Origin of the sequence: Jiangella sp. DSM 45060 (assembly GCF_900105175.1) — a bacterium.
GTDB lineage: Bacteria > Actinomycetota > Actinomycetes > Jiangellales > Jiangellaceae > Jiangella.
Genome location: NZ_LT629771.1, coordinates 449101 through 466942, shown reverse-complemented (window position 1 = coordinate 466942; position 17842 = coordinate 449101). Strand labels below are relative to the sequence as shown.

General features: G+C 73.2%; 13 protein-coding genes. 5 read left to right on the top strand and 8 right to left on the bottom strand.

Annotated elements, in window-relative coordinates:
- Nucleotides 1–16: 16 nt before the first annotated feature.
- Complete coding sequence (locus BLU82_RS02180; protein WP_157740477.1) at nucleotides 17–1432, bottom strand: glycosyltransferase family 2 protein; 1416 nt, start codon at nucleotides 1430–1432, stop codon at nucleotides 17–19.
- 79 nt (nucleotides 1433–1511) lie between these two features.
- Between BLU82_RS02180 and BLU82_RS02175 the strand changes: the two genes are divergently transcribed.
- Nucleotides 1512–2681: a hypothetical protein gene (locus tag BLU82_RS02175; RefSeq protein ID WP_157740476.1), complete on the top strand. Its 1170-nt coding sequence runs from the start codon at nucleotides 1512–1514 to the stop codon at nucleotides 2679–2681.
- Nucleotides 2682–2959: 278 nt separating this feature from the next.
- On the opposite strand, the gene BLU82_RS02170 is transcribed toward BLU82_RS02175, so the two are convergent.
- A complete protein-coding gene (locus BLU82_RS02170) occupies nucleotides 2960–6103 on the bottom strand; it encodes a glycosyltransferase (protein WP_172885507.1) in 3144 nt (1047 codons plus the stop codon).
- Nucleotides 6104–6253: 150 nt separating this feature from the next.
- Between BLU82_RS02170 and rfbD the strand changes: the two genes are divergently transcribed.
- Nucleotides 6254–7072 (top strand): dTDP-4-dehydrorhamnose reductase, encoded by an 819-nt coding sequence (gene rfbD, locus BLU82_RS02165; RefSeq protein WP_370246360.1) that lies wholly within the window; start codon nucleotides 6254–6256, stop codon nucleotides 7070–7072.
- A gap of 222 nt (nucleotides 7073–7294) precedes the next feature.
- Here rfbD and BLU82_RS02160 read toward each other — a convergent pair whose 3' ends face one another.
- Genes BLU82_RS02160 through rfbA form a run of 4 tightly spaced genes read right to left on the bottom strand, consistent with a single transcriptional unit; the run spans nucleotide 7295 to nucleotide 11490 of the window.
- Complete coding sequence (locus tag BLU82_RS02160; protein WP_092614987.1) at nucleotides 7295–7672, bottom strand: hypothetical protein; 378 nt, start codon at nucleotides 7670–7672, stop codon at nucleotides 7295–7297.
- Nucleotides 7672–9957: a CehA/McbA family metallohydrolase gene (locus tag BLU82_RS02155; protein ID WP_092614984.1), complete on the bottom strand. Its 2286-nt coding sequence runs from the start codon at nucleotides 9955–9957 to the stop codon at nucleotides 7672–7674. Before BLU82_RS02155 ends, BLU82_RS02160 begins: the two co-directional genes overlap by 1 nt.
- A gap of 34 nt (nucleotides 9958–9991) precedes the next feature.
- The gene (gene rfbC, locus BLU82_RS02150) at nucleotides 9992–10621 is read right to left on the bottom strand and encodes a dTDP-4-dehydrorhamnose 3,5-epimerase (protein WP_231947685.1); all 630 of its coding nucleotides are present in this window, start codon (nucleotides 10619–10621) and stop codon (nucleotides 9992–9994) included.
- Nucleotides 10618–11490, bottom strand: coding sequence for a glucose-1-phosphate thymidylyltransferase RfbA (gene rfbA / locus BLU82_RS02145; RefSeq protein WP_092614981.1), 873 nt, complete (start codon nucleotides 11488–11490; stop codon nucleotides 10618–10620). Before rfbA ends, rfbC begins: the two co-directional genes overlap by 4 nt.
- A gap of 48 nt (nucleotides 11491–11538) precedes the next feature.
- On the opposite strand from rfbA, the gene rfbB reads away from it, so the two are divergent.
- Entirely contained in the window at nucleotides 11539–12513 is a 975-nt protein-coding gene (gene rfbB, locus BLU82_RS02140) for a dTDP-glucose 4,6-dehydratase (RefSeq protein WP_092614978.1), read from the top strand.
- Between the two features lie 72 nt (nucleotides 12514–12585).
- Nucleotides 12586–14730 carry an FG-GAP-like repeat-containing protein gene (locus BLU82_RS02130; protein ID WP_157740475.1) on the top strand — a complete coding sequence of 715 codons (2145 nt, stop codon included), beginning with the start codon at nucleotides 12586–12588 and terminating at the stop codon, nucleotides 14728–14730.
- Between the two features lie 287 nt (nucleotides 14731–15017).
- Here the strand turns inward: BLU82_RS02130 and BLU82_RS02125 are convergent, their stop codons facing one another.
- On the bottom strand, nucleotides 15018–16118 hold the full coding sequence (locus BLU82_RS02125; protein WP_157740474.1) for an aminoglycoside phosphotransferase family protein: 1101 nt from the start codon (nucleotides 16116–16118) through the stop codon (nucleotides 15018–15020).
- 196 nt (nucleotides 16119–16314) lie between these two features.
- Here BLU82_RS02125 and BLU82_RS02120 point away from each other — a divergent pair, with 196 nt between their 5' ends.
- Nucleotides 16315–17598: a nucleotide sugar dehydrogenase gene (locus BLU82_RS02120; protein ID WP_172885506.1), complete on the top strand. Its 1284-nt coding sequence runs from the start codon at nucleotides 16315–16317 to the stop codon at nucleotides 17596–17598.
- On the opposite strand, the gene BLU82_RS02115 is transcribed toward BLU82_RS02120, so the two are convergent.
- Complete coding sequence (locus BLU82_RS02115) at nucleotides 17599–17814, bottom strand: hypothetical protein (protein WP_092614964.1); 216 nt, start codon at nucleotides 17812–17814, stop codon at nucleotides 17599–17601. It lies immediately after the preceding gene.
- Nucleotides 17815–17842 lie beyond the last annotated feature (28 nt).

Here is a 17842-nt window from a genome sequence, read left to right as displayed (position 1 = left end):
GCGGCGGCCCGCCCGATCAGCCGGCCGAGGCCTCGTGCAGCATGCCCTGCTTCGTCACCCCGACGACGGCGGGACGGACGCCGATCTCGGCGCCGCTGACCCAGTGCATCCCGAACAGCCGCCGCGCGGTCTCGTCGAGGCCGTCGGCGCCGGCGTGGCGCCGCGCGCGGTGCAGCGCCCGGGTGGCCCACAGCTCGACCGGCGGGCCGGGCTCGTCGGACACGGTGGCGCGGACCAGACCGGCCTGCTCGGACGACGACAGCGCCAGCAGCGAACCCACCGCCGACCGGCCGATGGCCACCCCGGCGGGCACGACCAGCGAGAACGGCGCCGGGAAGCCGGTGCGGACGGGCTCGGGCGCGAACCGGACCCGGGCGTCGGCGGCGAAGTAGTCCTCGATCCAGCGCGGCAGTTCCTTGCTCGGCGACACCGTGACGACGAGGTCGGTGTAGGCCGAGGCCAGGATGGAGTCGACGGTGACCTGCACCTCCTCGGGCGTCCCGCTGGTGGCGTCGACGATGGCGTGCACGACCGGCACCTGCCACATGCGGCCGACGTCGGAGGGGCGGAACAGCGGGATGGGCAGGTGGTTGGCCGCGAGGCCGGACCGCTCGCGCTTGATCTCGTCGCCGCGGGTGGCGAAGTTGCGCGCGCCCTGGTGGTAGCTGCGGGCGTCGGGCTCCGGGACGAGCACGGCGCCGGCGGTGAAGATGCGGTAGCCGAACTCGGTGTCGACGATGCCGCGCAGCCCGAACGTCGAGAAGCCGCCGCTCTCGGCGTACAGCGCGCGCGGCGCCGACACGCTGGCGCCGACGACGGCGATGAAGGTGTCGTCGGTGTACGTGGTGAGCCGGGCGGCCTCGCGGATGAAGTCCTCGTGCCAGGTGTGCTTCTTCTGCTTGCGGCCGTCGAGCAGCTGGTCGAACGTGTCGTCGCGGGTGGCGGCGAGGACGTCGGCGGCGGTGATGTCGTCGAAGTCGACGAACAGCTTGTGCCCGAGCACGACGGCGTCGGCGAGGACGTGGTGCCATCGGGCGTGCGCCTCGACGTGCGTGCGGGTGGCGACGATGTCGGCGTCGAGGAACAGCACGACGTCGCCGGTGGCGGCCTCGGCGCCGGCGTGCCGCGCCCGTCCGGACCCGTGCCCGTCGCCGGGCGGCAGCCGCAGCACGCGGGTCCGCTCAGGGTGGACGGCCGGCAGCCGCAGCGGCTCCGCGGACGCGTCGTCGACGACCACGACGTCCATCAGCTCGGCCGGGTAGGACTGGGCCGAGAGCGCGGCGAGGGTGAGGTCGAGCTCGTCCTGACAGTCCTTCGCCGGGAGCACCACCGTCACCGTCAGGGACGGCGTCCAGGCGCCCAGATCGGGTGCCTGGACGGTGGTCCAATCCTGCCGGGGTACGGCGACCGGTGTCCGGGCCGTGGGCGACATCGTTCCTCCGCTGGAGCCGGGTAGTGTGGGGTCGCCGCCCTCCGGGCGGCGCCACGCTGAGAACCTACCGGGCCCTGTGATGCCGACCAAAACCGACCTCCCACCAGCACCGATCGTCGAGCCGTTTGTCCCGAACTGGGCCGGCCTGGCCACTCTCGACCCGATCGCCCTGCGCGCGGCCGCCGACGCCGTCGTCGCGGCGCCGCTGCCCGCGGTCAACACCATGCTGGTCTCCCCCGCCGGGTTCGACCCGTTCGACGACGACGGCCCCGGCGCGCCACCGCGGCCGCTGGCGGCGCTGCGCACCACGTCGTCCGGCGCGCTGCGGCTCTACGCGGGGCGCGCCCGGCTGGCCGACCTCGGCCGGCCCGCGGTCCTCGGCGCGGCCGCGCTGGAGCTGCTGCGCCCGTACGCGGGCGTCCAGGTGCCGTTCGGCGCGGCGACGGGTCCGGTCGAGCTGGCCGGATTCCTGCGCCAGCTGCTGGTCGGCGGCGTCCCGGTGTACGCACCCGATCTCCCGCTGGTGGTCCGCCGGCTGCTCGGCCCGGTGCTGGGCGAGCTGGTGGCCACCCTGACCCCGTCGACGCTGGCCGACGCCGGGCGCCGCGAGAGCTGGTCGGTCGCGGCACGGAGGGCCGCCCTGCGCGCCGCCACGGCCGCCGCGGGCGTCGCGTCGTCCCTGCCGTCGGTGACGGCCGTCGTGCCGCCCGGCGCGCCGGCGCTGCTGCGCGACCTGCGGCGGCAGACCTGGGCGACGCTGACGGTGGTGGTCGCGGACGGCGCCGAGGCGCGGCGGCGGGCGGTGGAGAGCTGCGAGACCGACCTCGTCACGTTGCCGGCGCCGGGGCTGAGCTACGCCCCCGAACACGTCGAGGACCTCGTGCTGGGACGCGGCTACGGCCAGCGTCCGGTCAGCGGGGTCCGGGTACGGCGCACGTTCCTGCCGGCGCTCGACACCACGGTGCGGGCGCCGGGCTCGCGGTCGGAGCAGCCGGCCTCCGCGCTGACGGCGGCGACGGTGCTCGGCTCACCCGCCGACGTGCTCGCGCTGGACCTGACGGAGCTCGACGACCCGCTGGCCACGGTCGAGGTGGGCGACGACGGATACGCCGTCCACGACCTCGGTGTGCGCCGGGTGGTCCGCGACGCCGCCGGGACCGACGCGGCGCTGCGGGCGGGTGGGCGGCAGGTCAACGGCACCGGCCGGGTCGACGCCGGGTACGCCTCGTACTTCGCCCGGACGGCTTGAGTTCGCCGCTTTGCGGCAGTTGGCCGTTTGGCGCTAGTGGGCCGTCCCCCTGGCGCCCATTCTCTTATCCGTGCGCACGCGCCTCAAGCGGACTCCGAAGGGCGCTTCGCGCGATGGGTGACCGCTTGACCCGCGCACGCCCGGCCTAAGAACGGGCACCTATCAGGGGGACGGGGAAGGACTGGGCACGCCCGGGCCCACGCTGCCGTCGCCTGGTCCGCCGTGGCACCCCGCCACGACCAAAGTGATCGGCCAACTGGAGCACAACGGCGAACCCGTCAGGCCAACTCGCGCTCGGCCTGCAGCTTGCGCACCGTCTCGACCAGCTCCTCGGCCCGGGCGTCGAACGAGTGCTCCCGCCGCACCAGCTCGGACAGCTTCTCCCGCGCCGCCGCCCGCTCAGGCGTCTCGGCGAGCTGCAGGTTCACCGCCGCGGCCAGCTCCTGCGGCGTCGAGTAGGTGAGGACGACGTCGCCGAAGACGTCGTGGAGGCCGGGGACGTCGTCGGTGACGACGCGGGCGCCGCAGGCGGCGAGGTCGAACAGCCGGTTGGAGATCAGGCCCTCGGCCTTCATGTCGTCCCAGTGGTCGTTGAGCACGACGCCGGCGCCGGCGTAGACGGCGGGGAGGTCCTCGTTGGGGATGTACTGGCCCAGCCAGGCACCCTCGGGCAGCAGACCGCGCCAGCGCACGCCGTAGACGGACGGCACGATGCCCGCCGACAGCGCGGCGCCCACCGAGGCCCGCATGCCGCGCGCGTTGCCGACGAACAGGACGTCGTGGCGGCGGCGAGGATCGGCGGGGACGGGGTGGAAGCGGTACTGGTCGGTGGCCTGCAGCAGCGGCCGCACCGGCGCGCCGAGGTCGGTGGACATCCGCCGGGCCAGGCCGGTGGACGCGGCGAAGACGGCGTCGTAGGAGGCCAGCTCGCGCCGGGTGACCCGCTCGGGGTGGCTGATGACCCACGACAGGTTCGTCTGCTGCGGGTTCACCGTGTAGACGCTGACCCCGCGCAGCACCAGCGCGACGTCGTCGAAGCGGCTGGTGGGCCGGTACCACGCCCGCTTGGAGTCGATGACGGCCTCGTGGCCGAGCCGCTCCAGCGCCTCCTTGAGGCCGATGGCGTAGTGCCAGTCGCCCCAGTTGGTGCGGCGGGCGACGTCGGGCGCGCCGATCTTGATGGCCCAGCGCAGCGGCCGCTCCGGGCGGTCGTGCACGACGATCGGGTCGAAGCCCCAGTGGGTGGGCGCCGCGCCGTCGTAGCCGACGATGGCGTAGCCGCGCTCACCCCACACCGCGACGTCGTCCTGCGCGACGGTCTCTTTCCAGCGGCCGGTGAACAGCTCCTGGTTGTCGGTGGCGGTGGTGATCGCCGACGCCGTAGTGCGCCGCTCCGGCGTCTCGGCCAGTGCGACCAGCGCGTCGGGCACGAAGCGCAGCGGGCGGCCGGTCTCGCGGGCCAGCCGCAGGCTGAGGTCGGGGTTGTCGATGTCGTTGACGAACAGCGGGTCGAAGCCGCGGACGGCGGCGAAGTCGGCGGCCCGGACGGCGAGCGCGACGGGTGTCAGCGCGGCCGGCGTGGACGGCGCCACCACCTCGGGCGCGTCGCCGGCGAAGCGCCGGTAGAGGTTGTGCGGGTGCGCGCCGCGGGCGAACGCCACGCCGGCCGACCACACCGTGCCGTCGCGCAGCAGCACCAGCGGCTGCGCGGCCGCGGCGCCGTCGGCGAGCGCGGTGGTCAGCGGCTCGAGCCAGCCCGGCTCGACCCACGTCGACGGGGTGAGGAAGACGACGGTCTCGCCGGTGGACTCGGCGGCGCCGATGGTGCGCGACAGCTCAGTCGACAGCCGCTGGGTCTGCCGCAGCACCCGCACGTTCGGGAACCGGATGGGCAGGAACTGCAGCCGCATGGCCTCGGCCTCGGACGCCTTCGCGTCGACGATGACCACCTCGAGGTCGTCGCCGGCGCCGTCGAGCAGCCGCTCGACGGTGGCGGTGACGGCCTGCGCGTCATCGCCGGCGTGGATGACGACCGACACCGACCCCGGACGGCGCGCGGGCAGCCCGGCGTCGACGGCGGACCAGTCGACCAGGTGCTTGGCCCGGATGACGAAGCGGTAGCCGAAGAGCTCGTTGATGGTGATGCGGTCGCTGCGCTGCTCCCACGCGTCGTAGACGGTGGCGACGAATGGCGCCAGCTCGAAGTCGGTGACCGCGGACATGCGGATGAACAGGTCCCAGTCGACGTTGCGGCGCAGGTTCTCGTCGAACGCGCCGACCTCGTCGAGCAGCGACCGCTCGTGCAGGACGACGATGCAGTCGATGAAGTTGCGCTCCAGCAGCGCCGCGCGGTTGTACGGCAGCGACCGGTAGCCGACGCGGCCGTTCTTCTTCTCCTCGACCAGCTCGGAGACGGCGTAGCCGAACCGCAGCGACCGGGTGCGCACGAACGCGACCATGACCTCGAGGAAGTCGGGCGTCCACACGTTGTCGCTGTCGAGGTAGGCGACGTACTCGCCGCGGGCCTGCGCCAGGCCGGCGTTGCGGGCCACGGAGACGCCGCCGGCGCGCTCGCGGCGGACCAGCTCGATGCGTTCGTCGGCCAGCAGCGGCTCGATGGCCTCGGCGGTGCCGTCGGTGCTGCCGTCGTCGACGACGATCAGCTGCCAGTGCCGGTACGTCTGCGCGACGACGGACTCGATGGCGGTGAGCACACCCGCGCGCCGGTCCTTCGTCGGGATGACGACGGTGACCAGCGGCGGCTCCTCGCCGCGCCCGGCGTAGTCGGCGACGACGCGGCGCTTGAACGCCTCGGCGGCCTCGTGGTCGAAGCTGTCGGCGGTGCGCGGCAGGTGCTCCCAGCCGTGGGTGTCCTGCATGAGCCGGCGGGTGCGGCGGGCGAAGTCGGCCAGCGGCGGGCCCTGCACGTCGCCGAAGTTCGCGGTGTAGACCTCGACGTCGAACGCGGCGCTGGGCTGGGCGCCCGTCTTCCAGCCGGTCTCGAGGTAGTGGCCGAGCGGGCCGCCGCGGTGGGCGGCGGCGCCGGGGTGGCGCTCGGTGTAGAACTCGGGGTCGAACAGCGGGTGCGGCGACAGCCCGCGGCCGATGCCGCGGTTGATGTAGTGGATGAACGGCGCGACGTCGAGCTTCTTCGGGCTCTTGGGGTGGTCGCGGTACCACTCGCTGACGAAGCACGGGTTCGGCGAGATGTCGGTGGACGAGCCGGCCGTGACGTAGTGGTCGATGGGGTCGACCCCGGACGGGATCGGCTCGGTCAGCTGCTCGCGGTACCAGGCGGCGTCGAACAGCCCGCTGGCGCGGATGGCGGCGGCGATGCGGCGGCGCCGGGCGATGTCGTCGAGGTACGCCTGCGGCAGTACCTTCTTGACCAATCGACGGACCCTGCCGACCGGCAGTCTCATGCGAAGAACTCCTCGGGAACGATCATGACCCTGGTGCCCCAGGCCGTTCGGACCCAAGTGCATCGGACGCGTTCAGACGCTCGGTATCTTAGACGCTCGACGAGGCCGGGAGGTGCCCAAGTGCGGTGGTTGATCACGGGCGCGGCGGGCATGCTGGGCCGCGACGTCGCGACGGTGCTCGACGACGCCGAGGTCACGGCGCTGGGCCGGGCGCAGCTCGACATCACCGACGCCGACGCGGCCGACGACGCCGTCCGCGGCCATGACGTCGTGGTCAACGCCGCGGCCTGGACCGACGTCGACGGCGCCGAGACGGCCGAGGCGGCGGCCACGGCGGTCAACGGGGCCGGCCCGGCGAACCTCGCCGCGGCGTGCGCCCGGCACGGCGCCCGGCTGGTGCACGTCTCCACCGACTACGTGTTCGACGGCGCCGCCACGTCGCCGTACCCCGAGGACGCGCCCACCGCGCCCCGGTCGGCGTACGGACGCAGCAAGCTGGCCGGCGAGCGGGCGGTGCTGTCGGCGCTGCCCGGCGCCGGGTACGTCGTGCGCACCGCGTGGCTGTACGGCGAGCACGGCGGCAACTTCGTCAAGACGATGGCCCGGCTCGCCGCCGACCGCGACACCCTCGACGTCGTCGACGACCAGCGCGGGCAGCCCACGTGGTCCATGGACGTCGCCCGCAGCATCGCCGGCCTCGTCCGCGCCGACGCGCCGGCCGGTGTCTACCACGCGACGAACAGCGGCGAGACGACGTGGTTCGGGCTGGCCAGGGCGGTGTTCGCGCACCTCGGCCTCGACCCGTCACGCGTGCGGCCGACGACCACCGACAAGTTCCCGCGCCCGGCGCCGCGGCCGGCCTACTCCGTGCTCGGCCACGACGGCTGGGCCAGGGCCGGGTTGGCGCCGCCACGCCCGTGGGACGAGGCGCTGGCGGAAGCCGCCGCCGTCGTTATCCCCCGCGGCTGACCCGGGCGGGTCGCCCGCTGCCCAGGTAGGGGTGCAGCACGCCTGCAATGAGCACCCATACGCATCACTGAATTGGTCTGCCGCCGCGCGTGCCGGCGCACCCGTGCGGGAGGACGCGCCCGACCAGCGCCGACCCGCGGGTGTTGCGTATGGGTGCTCATTGCAAAGGGGACCGGAGACTGCCGCTGACCTGCGAAGAACGGCGGCGACAGCAGCCGAGCGTCAGGACGAGCGCAGCAGCAGGCTGATCGTGCTGTGCTGCGCCAGTCCGCCGAGCGCGGCCAGCGCCCGGAACGTCAGCGTGACGTCGACGGTGGCGGGGGCGTCGAAGCGGACCCGGATGCCGCCCTCCTGACGCGGCTCGCCGGTGAGCACGTGCACGGGGAGGTCCAGCTCGACGCCGGGCACCGGGGCGCTCTCGATGGTCAGCGGGCCGGTGACGTAGCCGTCGTTGACGATGGTGACGTCGATCGGGTGCCAGTGGCCGGGCGCCAGCTCGCCGAGGCGCGTGGCGGTGCGGGCGACGTTCACCCGCGCCTCCGGGTTGACGGTGACGGCGATCGGCGCCGTGGTGTCGACCGGGCCGCAGCAGTGCTGCATCAGTCCACCTCGCATTCGTCGAGACGCTCCAGGTAGATCGCCTGCGCCTGGTCGTACGCCGCCCGCGCCTCGTCCCGCTCGTCCGGCCGGATGAACCCGGACTTCGCCGTCCACAGGGCATCGACGGAGTCGTGCAGCCACTGGGCGCTGCGCTTCGAGGCGCGGATCGGGCGGCCGCCGGCCTCGACGAAGATCGGCTGGGTGTGCACGCTGGGCAGGATGCGCAGCGCCACCCACGACGAGCGCTCCAGCGTCACGTCGAACGCGACCTCCCGCTCGGCGCCGTCGGCGAGCACCCGCTGCGACGCCACGGCGTAGCCGTTCACCACCAGCTCGAGCAGCACCTCGCGGCCGCCGCCGACGCGGGCCCGCTCCAGGTGCCAGCCGACCGGCGCGCTGTACGCGGGCCGTCCCGGCTCGGGCGGCGGCGGCGGGGTCTCGGGCAACCAGGCGGCGACGGTCGCCGTCACTCGCACCGGTCCCGGCGACGCCCGCCGCTGCTCCCGCGCGTCGTCGCGGTCTATGGCGAGGTCGAAGACGTGGCTGCGGCCGTCGCCGAAGTAGGAGGCGCCGCCCCGAAGGCCGTCCAGCCACGCCTCCAGCGCCTTCGGCCCCCGCGGCGGCGACGGCAGCCGGACGTACGTGCGCCCGACGCCCGGGCCGTCGTCGTAGATGCACGGGTAGTCGGTCTCGCCCAGCATGAGCGTGCGGTAGCCGACGTTGAGCAGGTGGTACCAGACGTTCAGCTCGGCCGCGGGCGCGACCTCTGCGCCGGCCTGGAAATCGGCCGAGCCGAGCGGGACGTCGACGATGATCTCGTTGGACCCGATGGACTGGAACCGGGGCACGACGTGGTTCGGCAGCTCGTCGGTGCCGGCGTCGAGCCCGAGCCCGCAGTGCGCGTACCCCGTCAGCGCGCCCTGGGCCTGCCCCCACCGCATGATCGGCAGGTTCCACGACGGCCAGTCCTCGATCAGCCGCGTGCCCGGGTAGTCCTGGTCGGTCAGCCCGAGCAGGATGACGTGCCCGGAGTGGCTGGACGGGAAGCCGGACACCTCGACGTCGTAGCGCAGCGCGCTCTCGTCGTCGCGGTCGGTGGGCCGCGGCGACCACGTCATGCCCTGCGCCTGCTGCATGGCCTCGTTCTCCAGCAGCGCCGGCGGGCTGATCGACTCGCCGCTGAAGAACTGCTTCTGGTGGTAGTAGCAGGGGCCCCAGGTCAGGACGCTGCCCAGCCACAGGCCCTCGCCGCGGACGTGGCGGATCATCGTCTCGGGCGTGACGCCCTCGCTCGGCACGTTGTAGTGCGAGCAGCCGCCGGCGTGGATGTGCGGGTCGCCGGAGTAGTAGCCGCGCGCGGCGGGGTCGACCCAGCGGTCCAGCCGCAGCTCGACGGCGTCGGTGCCGGGCTCGACGCGGACGTCGCGGGTGGCCTCGCGGTACTCCGGGCCGCGCCGCACGGAGATCTCGTACTCGCCGTCGGGCAGGACGACGACCTCGCCGGTGGCGCGGTACACGTGCTCGTGGAAGAACATGTCCGGCGCCAGCCGCATCGCCGTCGACGGGTACGACCGGCCGTGGGCGTCGCGCACGGTGACAGCGGCCATGCTGCTGGCGCCGTCGGGCTCGCGGACGTCGAGGCGGATCTCTCGCGCCGGCCGGCTGTCGAACTCGAGCGTCGCGCCGTACTCCGTGGCGCTCATCATCATGTGGACGCCGGCCTGGTTCCCGGCCGGGCGCGTCAGGCTCGGCGGCCGGTCCTCGACCGCCAGCGTGAACGCCAGCCGGGCGGAGCGGGCGCCCGCGTCGCGGCTGTAGGCACTGATGACGTGGTACTCGGCCTCCAGCCCGGACAGCTCACCGGACGTCGCCAGCCGCGTCTGCAGCCAGGCCTTCTCGATGCGCGGCACGCTGTCGACGGTGTCGGGCAGCGCGATGCGGGCGGAGTGGCTGTGGTGGTCGATGACGCCGTAGACCCCAGGCGTGCTGCCGTTCAGCCGGCCCTCGATGCGGTGCGGGTTCGCGACCCGGATCAGGAAGCTGGTCCAGCCGTGCTGCACCAGTCGCGGCGGCGCGGCGCCGGGCCGGGTGAGCGTGCCGGCGTGCTCGTCGACGCTCACCTCGACCAGCACGTGCGGACGCAGCAGCGCGTCGATCTCGGCGGCCGAGGTCAGCCCGGCCAGCCGGGCGGTGACCTCCGCCGGCAGCGGGTCGCCGAGGTCGCGCAGCTGGTGCACGGCGCGGATCGCGGAGGCGAGCAGGGGCTGGGCAGCGGGCTCGGGCACCGGTACTCCTGTCGACGGGGGATTCCCGCCGACGTTACTGTGCGGCGAGCCCCGCGTAGAACTCCTTTACGGCCGCGTAGTCCGGCAGCAGCCCGGACTCCCGCGCCTCGGCCAGCGACGGCGCGGAACGGTCCTTCTCGGACAGGATCGGGGTGATCGGCCGGCCCGCGCGGTCCGTCGTGGGCCAGTCGATGCCCAGCTCGGGGTCGAGCGGGTCGACGCCGTGCTCGCGGCCGGGCGCGTACGGCGCCGTGCACAGGTACATGACGGCCGAGGCGTCGGCCAGCGACAGGAACGCGTGGCCGAGCCCCTCCGCGACGTACACGGCCCGCCGGTCGGCGTCGTCGAGCAGCACGGAGTCCCAGGCGCCGAACGTCGGCGACCCGACCCGGAGGTCGACGACCACGTCCAGCACGGCGCCGGCCACGCACGTGACGTACTTGGCCTGGCTGGGCGGGACGTCGGCGAAGTGCAGGCCGCGCAGCACCCCGGCGGCCGAGACCGACAGGTTGGTCTGGACGATGTCGGGGCGGTGGCCGACGTGCGGCGCCAGCAGGTCGCCGCGGAACGACTCGAGGAACACGCCGCGGTCGTCGCCGAACTGCGGCGGCGTGACGACCCACGAGCCGGGCACGGACAGCGGCTCGATGGCCGGCCCGCTCACGCCGGCGCTCCGTCGAGCAGCCCGACGAGGTAGTCGCCGTAGCCCGACTTCGCCAGCGCCTCGCCGCGGGCCCGCAGCTGGTCGTCGTCGATGAAGCCCATGCGCCAGGCCACCTCTTCGGGGCAGCCGATCTTCTGGCCCTGCCGCGCCTCGATGACGCGGACGTACTCGCCGGCGGCCATGAGGTTGTCGAACGTGCCGGTGTCGAGCCAGGCGGTGCCGCGCGGCAGCACCTCGACGTGCAGGGCGCCGCGGTCGAGGTAGGTGCGGTTGACGTCGGTGATCTCCAGCTCGCCGCGCGCCGACGGGGTCAGGCCGCGGGCGATCTCGACGACGTCGCTGTCGTAGAAGTACAGACCGGGGACGGCGAAGTTGCTGCGCGGCCGCGCCGGCTTCTCCTCCAGGCTGATGGCCCGGCCGTCGTCGTCGAACTCGACGACGCCGTAGGCGGTGGGGTCGGCGACGTGGTGAGCGAAAACGAGCCCCCCGTCGATCTCGGTGTACTTGCGCAGCTGGGTGCCGAGGCCGGCGCCGTAGAAGATGTTGTCGCCGAGGACCAGCGCGACGTGCTCGGAGCCGACGAACTCGGCGCCGATGACGAATGCCTGGGCCAGCCCGTCGGGGCTCGGCTGCTGCGCGTAGGTGATGGACAACCCCAGGTCGGAGCCGTCGCCCAGCAGCGACGTGAACTGCCGCGCGTCGTGCGGCGTGGTGATGACGAGGATGTCGCGGATGCCGGCCAGCATGAGCGTGGTCAGCGGGTAGTAGATCATCGGTTTGTCGAAGACCGGCAGCATCTGCTTGCTCACGGCCATGGTGAGCGGATGAAGCCGGGTTCCCGAGCCGCCCGCCAGGATGATTCCTCGCATGAGCGCCTACGATAGCCCGCGACAGGCACCGCTCCAGGAGGGGACGACATGCGGCTGTTGATCACGGGCGGGGCCGGCTTCATCGGCTCGCACTACGTCCGCCAGGCGCTGTCCGGCGCGTACCCCGGCCTCGACGGCGCCGACGTCGTCGTGCTCGACAAGCTCACCTACGCCGGCAACCCCGCCAACCTCGAGCCCGTCGCCGACCACCCGCGGTTCTCCTTCGTCAAGGGCGACATCCTCGACACCGGGCTGGTCGACGAGCTGGTCGCCGCCGCCGACCAGGTGGTCCACTTCGCCGCCGAGAGCCACGTCGACCGCTCCATCCAGGGCGCGGCCGCGTTCGTCGAGACCAACGTCGTCGGCACCCAGACGCTGCTCGACGCCGCCCGGCGCCACGGCGTCGACCGCTTCGTGCACGTCTCCACCGACGAGGTGTACGGCTCCATCGAGTCCGGCTCGTGGACCGAGGACCACATCCTGGAGCCGAACTCGCCGTACAGCGCCAGCAAGGCGAGCAGCGACCTCGTCGCGCTCGCCTACCACCGCACCCACGGCGTCCCGGTGTCGGTCACCCGCTGCTCGAACAACTACGGTCCGTACCAGTACCCCGAGAAGGTCATCCCGCTGTTCGTGACCAACCTGCTCGACGGCCTCAACGTGCCGTTGTACGGCGACGGCCTCAACGTGCGCGACTGGCTGCACGTCGACGACCACTGCCAGGGCATCGAGCTGGTCCGCTCGGGCGGCCGGTCTGGCGAGATCTACAACATCGGCGGCGGCCGCGAACTGACGAACAAGGAGCTCACCGGCCTGCTGCTGGACGCCTGCGGCGCCGGCTGGGACCGCGTCGACCACGTCGAGGACCGCCTCGCGCACGACCGCCGCTACTCCGTCGACGACGGCAAGATCCGCGCCGAGCTGGGCTACGTGCCGCGGCAGGACTTCGCCGCCGGGCTGGCCGGCACGGTCGGCTGGTACCGCGACCAGCGGTCGTGGTGGGAGCCGCTGAAGAACCGCTGATCGGGGGTTCGTCCGCGGCGGCCCGGGGCATACTCGAAGACGACCTGTGGTCGATCGGGAGGTAGCGAGGACTTGCGGCGTGCGCTCGGCGTCATCCTGGCGGCGGTGCTGGCGGCGACCCTCCTCACCGGCTGGGCGCCCGGCTGGCCCGGCGGCGACCCGTCCGCGCCACGTGACGCCCGCCAGCCGCCGTCCAAGACCGTCGATGTCGGCGTCTTCTTCGCCTCCGCGCAGGGTGACGCCGAGGCCGTCCAGGCCGCCATCGACGCCGCCGACCCCGGCCAGACCGTCGTCTTCCCCGCCGGCGTCTACCAGTTGGAGCGGCCCATCCGATTCCGGTCCGGACGCGACTACACCGCCGCCGACGGCGCCCGCGTGGTGCTGCGCGGCTCCGGCGAGGACGGCGTCACGCTCGCCCACGACGACCTGAGCGACGTCACCATCAGCGGGCTGGAGTTCGACAACGTCCGCCTCGAGCTGGACGGATCCGACGACCACACCTCCGTCACCGACGTCACCCTGCGCGACTGCACGTTCCGCAACGGGGCCGTGGGCAGCGAGTGGGGCGTCGCGTACGTGCTGCTGCGGCACACCGTCGGGGTCACCGTCGAGGGCTGCGAGTTCCTCCGCGACAGCGCCCACCCCGGCCGCGGCGTCGTCTCCGACAGCACCCGGCTCACCGTCGTCAAGGACTCCTGGTTCGGCACCACCGCCGACCTCGACCCGTCGGTGCCGGACGGCTGGTTCCGCACCGCGATCAACTTCTGGGGCCACGACCTCGCCAACGGCCAGGGCAATGACGAGGTCGTCGTCGACGGCAACGTGTGGCGGCGCACCCCCGGCATCGGCGCGCCGGCCGGCTGCAAGTTCTGCCAGGACCACGGCCTGTACGCGTGGGGCAGCCGGCGGCTGTCGATCGTCGGCAACCGCGCAGACGGCTGGGACGCGTCGCCCGCCGGCGGCTCGATGAAACTGCGCAACCAGACCGACACCTTCGTCGTCGGCAACCGGCTGCGCTCGTCGGGCATCCTCAGCTACGTCTACGCCAGCTCGAACATGCCCGAGGTGTTCCGCCGGGTGTCGCTGCGCGACAACACCATCGACATGCGCGGCGCGACCGGCTGCCGGCACTACTGCGGTGTCACGTACTGGCGCGACGCGGAGATCCTCGGCCAGCAGGGCGCGCCCGAGAGCGACGTGTTCATCGGCGGCAACGCGTTCGTCGACGGTGGGCTGATCTCCGTCTCCACCGACCGCGCCGCCGAGTTCTGCGTCCAGGGCAACAGCCAGGCGGCGCTGATCTCGCACCTCGGCGACGTCCGCACCAGCGAGTGCGGGGCCGCGCCCGAGTGGGAGGAACCGTTCGCCGGGGTGCTGCGCGGCGACTTCGACGGCGACGACCGCGAGGACTTCGTCCAGCTCGTCCGCGACGACGGCGCGGACCCGTACTGGCGGGCGCACCTGAGCGCCGGCAACGGCGTCGAGATCCAGGAGTGGCCCGCGCACGTCGGCGGCGCCCAGCTGGCCGCCCGGCTCGGCGTCCAGGTCGGCGACTTCGACGGCGACGGCCGCGACGACCTCGCCTGGGCCGGCACCTGCCGCGACCAGGGCAGCTGCTGGCGGGTCGCCCTCACCGGCGACGACGGGTTCGCGCCGCCCCGGCCGTGGGCGCGGCTCGGCTCCGTCACCGCCGAGACCACCCGGTTCGGCGTCCAGACCGGCGACTTCGACGGCGACGCCCGCGACGACCTGCTCTACCGCGGCGGCTGCGGCCCCGACGGCGAGCCGTGCTGGCGCATGCTCGGCAGCGACGGCGAGTCGTTCCAGGTCTCCTCCTGGGGCGACGCCGCCGCCTGGACCACCGAGTCCGACGTGTACGGCCTCCTCGTCGCCGACTTCTCCGGCGACGGCCGCGACGACGTCCTCTACCGCGGCTCCTGCGGCACCCGCGCGGAACCGTGCTGGCGCATGCACGCCAGCGGCGACACCGGCTTCAAGGTGCGCAGCTGGGGCGACGCCTTCTGGACCGAACCCGACGGCACCACCGCCCACTACGGCATCTCCGTCGGCGACATCGACGGCGACGGCGACGCCGACCTCGGCTACCGCGGCCGCTGCGGCGACGGCGAGTCGCAGTGGCGCTACCACCTCAGCACCGGCTCGGCCTTCACCGCCGCCTGCGCGCCACGGGCGAAACTACCGCCGCCTACGCGCTGAGTCCCGCTTGGTGCCCGCCGGGTTCGAGGGCGGGCCGCAGCGAGGCGGGCACGCCTCGATGTCCGCAACCGGCACCCGGAGCCGACGTCGATAGCCAGAACCACGCGATCAGCCCGTCACGGCGCTCGGAACGACACTCCCGCTCTCGAAGACCACCGGCACCGGCGAGAACGGCGGACGGTCAACGGCGAACTCGGCCGTCGACACCCGGACGGCCCACTTGCGGCCCCGGCGAACCGTCGCAAAGGCGGCCAGCGCGGCGTGACCGGCCGACGACCCGGGCCGTGCTAGGGCAGCAGATCGTCCAGCAGCCGCAGCATCGTGTGCATGCGCCGGTCGGCGGCCTTCACGCTGCCCCGCTTGACGGCGCGGAAGTAGCGGTTGCGCCAGCCGCTCAGGAACAGCAGCAGGGCCAGGGCCACCTGCGGCCGCCACGGCACGGCGCCGGCGGTGTCGAGGGCGGGCCGCAGCGAGGCGGGCGCGTCCAGCGTCGCCGCGAGGGCGCGGGGGTCGGGCGCGGACATCAGCACCTTGATGACGTCGTGCGCGAGCGGCCGGTGTCCGGCGTCCTCCCAGTCGACCAGCGCCAGCCGGCCGTCGGTCGTCCGCAGCACGTTGCCCAGGCCGGGGTCGCCGTGACTGAGCCCGATCGTGAGCGGCCGCGCGTCGTCGAGGAGGGCGCGGGCCCGCTCGAGCGTCGCCGGGCGGTCGAGGGCGCCGGGCCAGCTGCCCGGCGGCGGGTCCTCGGCGAGGGCGGTGAACGCGGCCAGCGCGCGAGAGCGCTGCTCACCGTCCAGCGGCGAGTGCGTCACGCCCAGCCGCTGCCACATCTCGGCCAGCAGCGCGAGCAGCTCCACGACGGTGTCGGCGGCATCCTCGGGCCGCACCGCCGCGCCGTCGACCGCCTCCTCGACCAGCCAGTCCGCGACGGCGCCGCCGGACGGCCCGGGCCCGGCCAGGCCACGTCCGGCCACCCCGCTCTCCAGCACCCGCGGGACGGCGAACGGCGTCCGGCCGACGATCGACCGCTGGTGCACACTGCCCGCCACCAGCGGCGTCGGCGTCCCGGGCGCGAACCGCTGCTGCACGACGAGGGTGCGGCCGGCCTCCGTGACGTAGAACGCGCGGAACCGGAGTTGCTCCGCCGTGCGCATCGCCCCGGCGACGACGACGTCCGCGGCGGCCGTCGAGCGCACCCGCAGCCGTCCGTCCGTGACCAGCACCGATGCCCCCGTCCGCTGATCGACGAAGACGCCGCTGGACGGGAACGCCGCCGACGGGTCCAGCCGGTCGGAGAAGGCGATGCGGTTGTCGTGGAAGAAGTGCCGCCGGCGCAATCGGGCGACGCCCCGTGCGGAGGGCAGGCTGCCCGTCGTACGCTCGATCACAGCGGCCCATTCGAGCGAACGGACGGCATCGGAGACGGCAGGCACCGCCTATGTTTATCAGTGCAACAGTGCAGTTCAGCCCGGTTTTGATGGGAGCCCGATGAGAAAGTTCTCATCTTCTGGACGGTTCTCGCGGGCCGCGGGAATCAGAGCACGCCCATACCTGCTGTAAAGTCGTCCGGTCACCGAGCGCCACATGGACGGGAACGAAGCAGTGTCGACAGATGTCGCAGTGGTTGGACTGGGATACGTGGGATTGCCGCTGGCGCAGGAAGCCAGCCGCTCGGGCCTGCGGGTCATGGGCTTCGACGTCAGCACCCACGTCGTCGAAGATCTGAACGAAGGTCGGTCGCACGTCGACGACCTGTCCGACGCCGACATCGCCGAGATGCTGGCGGCCGGCTTCCGGGCGTCGGCGAACGAGGCCGACCTCGACGACGCCGACACCATCGTCATCTGCGTGCCGACGCCGCTGTCCGACGACGGCGGGCCCGACCTCGGCGCCGTCAAGGCCGCGGTCGGCACCGTCGGGCGGCACCTCTCCGCCGGCATGCTGGTGGTGCTCGAGTCGACCACCTACCCGGGCACCACCGACGAGGTGGTCCGGCCGATGCTGGAGGAGGCCTCCGGCCTCGTCGCCGGCCGCGACTTCCACCTCGCGTTCTCGCCCGAGCGCATCGACCCGGGCAACCCGAAGTTCGGCATGCGCAACACCCCCAAGGTCGTCGGCGGCCAGACCTCCGCCTGCACCGAGCGGGCGGCCACGTTCTACCGCCGCTTCGTCGACACCGTCGTCGAGGCCAAGAGCACCCGCGAGGCCGAGACCGCGAAGCTGCTCGAGAACACCTACCGCCATGTCAACATCGCGCTGGTCAACGAGATGGCGCGGTTCTGCCACGAGCTCGGCATCGACCTCTGGGACGTCATCCGGCTGGCCAAGACCAAGCCGTTCGGCTTCCAGGCGTTCTACCCCGGCCCCGGCGTCGGCGGGCACTGCATCCCGATCGACCCGAACTACCTGAGCCACAACGTGCGCCAGCGTCTCGGCTACCCGTTCCGCTTCGTCGAGCTGGCGCAGGAGATCAACGCCACCATGCCGGCGTACGTGGTCCAGCGCATCCAGAACATCCTGAACCTCGACGGCAAGGCCGTGAACGGCTCGACCATCCTGCTCCTCGGTGTCACGTACAAGCCCGACATCGCCGACCAGCGCGAGTCGCCCGCCGTCCCGCTGGCCAAGCGGCTGGTGTCGCTCGGCGCCAACGTGATCTTCCACGACCCCAAGGTCCCCACCTGGAAGGTCGACGACACCGTCCACCAGTCGGTGCCCGACCTCGAGGCCGCGCTGGCCACGTCCGACCTCACCGTGGTGCTGCAGCCGCACAGCGACTACGACGGCACGCTCATCGCCAAGACGGCGCAGCGGGTCTTCGACACCCGCGGCATCACCCCGCAGGACGACAACGTCGAGCACATGTGATCAATCGGCGACACTCTCCTGCCCGACGACGGTGTCCTCCCAGCCACACACCAGGTTGACGACGACGCCGTCGCCCGCATCGGTGTAGTGGTACTTCGCCCAGATCGCGTCGCGGTCCGGGTCGGCGAACACCTCGAGGACGAGCTGGGCCGCGGCCAGCGCCTCGGGCGTCGTGGTCGGCAGGTCCCGGTCGCTGGGCAGGACGCCCTTTCTCACCTCTTGGACGTCGGCGGGCCGGGTGCGG

Excerpts from the sequence above, each read along its gene's own strand:
- rfbD (WP_370246360.1), top strand. The coding sequence starts at position 6,254 with ATGCTGGGCCGCGACGTCGCGACGGTGCTCGACGACGCCGAGGTCACG.
- BLU82_RS02180 (WP_157740477.1), bottom strand. The coding sequence starts at position 1,432 with ATGTCGCCCACGGCCCGGACACCGGTCGCCGTACCCCGGCAGGATTGG.
- rfbA (WP_092614981.1), bottom strand. The coding sequence starts at position 11,490 with ATGCGAGGAATCATCCTGGCGGGCGGCTCGGGAACCCGGCTTCATCCG.
- BLU82_RS02160 (WP_092614987.1), bottom strand. The coding sequence starts at position 7,672 with ATGCAGCACTGCTGCGGCCCGGTCGACACCACGGCGCCGATCGCCGTC.
- BLU82_RS02175 (WP_157740476.1), top strand. The coding sequence starts at position 1,512 with ATGCCGACCAAAACCGACCTCCCACCAGCACCGATCGTCGAGCCGTTT.
- BLU82_RS02170 (WP_172885507.1), bottom strand. The coding sequence starts at position 6,103 with ATGAGACTGCCGGTCGGCAGGGTCCGTCGATTGGTCAAGAAGGTACTG.
- BLU82_RS02120 (WP_172885506.1), top strand. The coding sequence starts at position 16,315 with ATGGACGGGAACGAAGCAGTGTCGACAGATGTCGCAGTGGTTGGACTG.
- rfbB (WP_092614978.1), top strand. The coding sequence starts at position 11,539 with ATGCGGCTGTTGATCACGGGCGGGGCCGGCTTCATCGGCTCGCACTAC.